Source organism: Kitasatospora sp. NPDC001225 (genome assembly GCF_053597855.1).
Genome location: NZ_JBSFJC010000274.1, coordinates 1 through 4,358 on the forward strand (window position 1 = coordinate 1; position 4,358 = coordinate 4,358).

4 protein-coding genes are annotated in these 4,358 nt (G+C 75.7%); 3 read left to right on the top strand and 1 reads right to left on the bottom strand.

Going from position 1 to position 4,358, the window contains the following annotated elements; genetic code table 11:
- Nucleotides 1–40 precede the first annotated feature (40 nt).
- Nucleotides 41–844, bottom strand: a complete 804-nt coding sequence (locus tag ACWDCZ_RS38970) for a class I SAM-dependent methyltransferase (RefSeq protein ID WP_449818431.1) — start codon at nt 842–844, stop codon at nt 41–43.
- Between the two features lie 416 nt (nt 845–1,260).
- On the opposite strand from ACWDCZ_RS38970, the gene ACWDCZ_RS38975 reads away from it, so the two are divergent.
- The 3 genes from ACWDCZ_RS38975 to ACWDCZ_RS38985 form a co-directional block, all read left to right on the top strand.
- Entirely contained in the window at nt 1,261–2,064 is an 804-nt protein-coding gene (locus ACWDCZ_RS38975) for an SDR family oxidoreductase (RefSeq protein ID WP_449818432.1), read from the top strand.
- Nucleotides 2,061–2,660 (top strand): non-canonical purine NTP pyrophosphatase, encoded by a 600-nt coding sequence (locus tag ACWDCZ_RS38980; RefSeq protein ID WP_117486104.1) that lies wholly within the window; start codon nt 2,061–2,063, stop codon nt 2,658–2,660. The genes ACWDCZ_RS38975 and ACWDCZ_RS38980 overlap by 4 nt, the downstream gene beginning before the upstream one ends.
- Nucleotides 2,645–4,358: MBL fold metallo-hydrolase (locus ACWDCZ_RS38985; RefSeq protein WP_449818433.1), on the top strand; the 1,714-nt coding region annotated here is incomplete at its 3' end. The genes ACWDCZ_RS38980 and ACWDCZ_RS38985, both read left to right, overlap by 16 nt.

Below are 4,358 nucleotides of genomic sequence, written 5' to 3' on the forward strand. Positions count from 1 at the left end.
CGGCACCGCACTGGTCGTACGGCTCCGCTCATGACAGAACCTACCCGGGGCGGAGGCCTCGATGCCGCCGCGTCGCGGTCAACGCCTCGGTACGGACGGTCTGTTCGAAGCGGCCGTCCGGGCTGATGCCGGCCAGCGCCGTCCGCAGGTCCCGCTCGAAGGCGTCCTTTCGGCCGCCGAGCCGGGCAGGGGTGAAGGAGGAGTGCGAGAACTGGAGGCCGATGACCTCGTCGAGGGTGCGGTCGATGCGGTACGTCCAGTGCGCGGCCGTGACGCGGGGGAAGGGGGAGCGCCGGAGGATCTCGCGGTTCGACTCCTCCTGTTCCGGGCGGGAGCCGTCGTCTCCGCCGCCGGGGAGCGTGCGGTACGCCTCCCGTACCTCGTCCACGGCGCGCGACCACGCCGTCCCGGTCGGTTCCGTGGCGACGAGGACCACGCCGCCCCGAGGGTTGACGAGGCCGTCGAGGTCGGCGAGGACCTGCTCGCGGGACATCCAGTGGAACGACCTGCCCATGACGCAGAGGTCCAGCGGGGGAAGGCCCAGCGCGCGCAGGTCCGAGGAGTCTCCCCGCCTCCACCGGATGGTGCCGACGCCCTGCCGTCCGGCGATCGACCGGCCTTCTTCGAGCATGCCCGGTTCCGGGTCCACGGCGATGACGCGGGCGACCAGCCGGGACAGCGGGAGGGCGAGGATGCCTGGTCCGCATCCGAGGTCGAGGGCCGTCTGGGTCCCGTTCAGCCCGAAGGCCTCGGCGAGGAAGTCGAAGAGCTCCCGCGGGTACCGCGGCTGGTAGCGGGCGTAGTGCGACGCGCCGGAGGCGAAGAGCTCACCCGGGGAGGACATCCGGACCTCCGACGACCGGCCGGGGCATGCCGGGCGGGCTCACCGCGGCCCCGTCCGGGCGGGTGAGGGGCGGCAGGGCTTCCGGCGGGCGGTCGGCGGCGGCCTCCCAATGGGCTCGCGTCCGGCCGGTGTGCGGCGGGGGCCGGCGGTCCTCGGGAGGCACCGGGAATCCGGTCGTCACGGGCGGGTGCACGGGCGTTCCTCCGGCAGGCGGCGGGCGGGGCGGGCAGGGAAGGCGAGGGTGCTGGGTTGCGGTGCGTATCACCACGTGCACCATAAGTCACAGGTAGGTGGTTCGTCCGACGACTGATCGCCGTCGCTCCAAGCCGAGGAGGCGGGACATGGCGCCCCACCCTCACCCCGACCCCGCGAAGCCTCGTTCCGCACCTCGTCCGGGCCTCGCGGACACGACCTGTGTGATCACCGGAAGCGCGTCGGGCATCGGTCGCGCCGTCGCCCACGCCTTCGTCGGCGCGGGAGCCCACGCCGTCCTGGTGGACCGGGACTCCGACGGGCTGCGCCGGGTCGCCGGAGAACTCGGCCCGGCGGCCTCCGTGGTGGTGGGCGACATCTCGCGGCACGCGGACTGCCTGGAGGCCGCGCGGGCGGCCGAGGGGACGGCGCTGCCGGTCCGGTCGCTGGTCAACTGCGCGGCGAGCTTCCTGGCCCTCGGTGAGGGCGCCGGCCCCGCGGACTGGGACCGGAGCCTGGGCGTGAACGTCAAGGGCAGCGCGATGATGACGTCGGCGCTGGCCCCCCTGCTGCGCAGGGCGCGAGGCGCCTCGGTGGTCAACGTCGCGTCCGTCTCGGGGCACATCGCCCAGCCCCGCCAGTGGACGTACAGCGCCGGCAAGGGGGCGCTGCTCGCGCTGACCCGCTGCCAGGCGCTCGACCTGGCGGACGACGGCATCCGGGTCAACAGCGTCTCTCCGGGCCTGATCTGGACCCCGGAGACCGACCGGATGACCGGCGGCGACCGGGCGCGCTGGGGGCCCGTACTCGGCGACCACCACATCCTGCGGCGGGTGGGGCAGCCGGAGGAGGTCGCGGCCGTCGTGCTGTTCCTCTGCGGGCCCGGCGCGTCGTTCATCACCGGCGCCGACCTGCCGGTCGACGGCGGCTACCTCGCCATGGGCCACAGCAGGTCGGAACCCGAGGTGCTGCCGGGGCGCAGGGACGACCGGGCCCCTTCCCGGCACGTGGACGGGACGCCCGCATGATGCACGCCGTACTGGCGACCGGCAATCCCCGCAAGGCCGCCGAGATCGTCGAACTGCTCCACGGGGTCCTGGAGTTGCTGCCCCGGCCCGGATGGCTTCCCGAGACCGTCGAGGACGGGACGACGGTCGAGGAGAACGCCTACCTCAAGGCCTCCGCGGTCGCCCTCGCGACCCGCCTGCCCGCGGTGGCCGACGACACCGTGATGGAGGTGGACGCCCTCGGACGCGCTCCCGGGCTGTTCTCGGCCCGCTACGCCGGCGAGGGCGCGGGCGACGCCGCGAACGTGGCCAAGGTGCTCGCCGAGATGGCGGGTGTCGCCGCCCCGGGCCGGGGAGCCCGGGTGCGCACCGTGGCGCTGCTCTGCTACCCGGACGGACGGCGGGTGGTCAGCGAAGGGGTCGCCCGGGGCCGGATCACCGAACGCCCGCTCGGCGACCGCGGGTTCGGCTACGACACCGTGTTCGTGCCCGACGACGGCGACGGACGCACGCTCGGCCAGATGACCGCGGACGAGAAGGCCCGGCTGTACTGCCGGGGGCGGGCGTTCCGCGGCCTGGCCGCCTCCCTGAAGAGCGCGGCATGCCGGTCGCGCTAGAGCTCGGCGGACACGCGACGGTCCTGATCCGGGCGGACGCCTTCACCCTGCTCTGCGACCCCCACCTGCACGACAGCTACCGCGGCGGCCTCCTCGGCTTCGCCCCCGCCCGACGCGTCCTGCCGCACGCGCTGCCCCGGCCCGACGCGGTGTGGATCTCCCACTCCCACCGCGACCACTTCGACCTCGCCTCCCTGGCCCGGCTCGACCGGGCGCTGCCGGTCCTGCACCCCGACGACCCGAGGATCGCGCACGCCCTCCGCCGGCTGGGCTTCCGCGACACCGTCGTGGTGCGCGACTGGACGGCGTTCAGCCCCCGCCGGGGCGTCGAACTGACCTGGACGCCCTCGACGATGGCGGTCCCCGAGCACGGGCTCTCGGTCCGCACCCGGGACGCCTTCGTCTGGCACATGGTCGACAGCCTGGTCACGCCCGCGTGGGTGCGGCGGGTGCTCGCCGACGGACCACCGCCGGACGTCCTGCTGGCTCCCTGCCAGCCGATCGAGGAGACCCGCAGTGTGGAGGGCGTCCCACCCGGGGTGGACCCGGACTGGTCCGACCCGTTGACGGCGCTGATGGCACAGGTCCGCCCCGCACACGTGGTCCCGCTGCCGGAGGGGCAGTACGGGCTGGGCGAAGCGGCCTGGCTCAACGGGCACAAGTTCCCCGTACCGCCCTGTCTGGTCGACCGGGCGCTGCGCGCGGACGACCCGGACCGCCGGGTGCTGCGCCCCGGCCCGGGAGACCGGCTCACCGTGGCGGGAGGGACCGTGCGGTGGGAGGAGGCCGCCGTGGAGTGGGTGCGGGCCACCGACGAGCCGCGCGACCGCAGCTACCGTCCGGGAAGCTGGATCGGCCGGCTGGCCGCGGGCCCCGGTCCCGCCGCCGGGGACGGCCGGGCCGCGCCGGACGGCCACAGCGGAGCGGCGGCACTGGACCGGGTGTTCCCCGGGCTCCCGGGGCTTCCCGGGGCTGACGCCCCCTCCGGCCGGGTGACGGTGCCCGGCCTGCCCGAGCTCGCGGCGGCCGCCCGGGGCCGGCTGCGCGCCACCGCGTACCGCTTCGTCACGGTGGGCGCCGACGCGGAACCGCTCGCGGAGCGGACCGTACGGCTGGGCGTCGACGGCACGCTGTCCGCCCTGCCGTCGGCGAGCGTGCCGGACGTCGAACTGGCGCTCTCCGTCCGGGATCTGGACGACCTGCTCGACGGGCGCCTGGGCTACTCCGCGGCGCAGTACGGCGGGCGGCTGCGCGAGGTTCGGCCCGGGCCCGCGGCCGATCCCGACGCCGGCCCCGCCGTCGTCACCAGCCGTCATGACCCGGTCCCCGCCACCGGGGCGGTGATGCTGTCGGGCATCGGGCTGTTCGCGATCCTGCTGCGCGCCCGGCTCGGTTCGGCACTGGTGGAACTGGACCACGAGCTCGACGCCCGGCTCCCGGACCGTCCGGTGCCTTCGGTGCTTCCGGTGCTTCCGCCCTCCGCGCCGCCGGCCCGTACCCTTCCCCCGGTCGTCCGGCCTCAGTCGCGGGCCGGGGAGCAGCCGCCCCGGTTCTGGCCGCGCGTCGCCCGCTGCCTGGCGCGGGGCGAGGACCCGTCCGCCGCGTCCGGGACCTTCACCGACGCCGGTCGTACGCACTACCTCGGTGTGCTCGGGCGCGGCGAGTGGCCCGGGCCCGGGCCCGGGCCCGGGCCCGGGG

Bases quoted from the DNA above. Each gene is read 5' to 3' on its own strand.
- ACWDCZ_RS38980 (WP_117486104.1), top strand. From the start codon at position 2,061: ATGATGCACGCCGTACTGGCGACCGGCAATCCCCGCAAGGCCGCCGAG.
- ACWDCZ_RS38970 (WP_449818431.1), bottom strand. From the start codon at position 844: ATGTCCTCCCCGGGTGAGCTCTTCGCCTCCGGCGCGTCGCACTACGCC.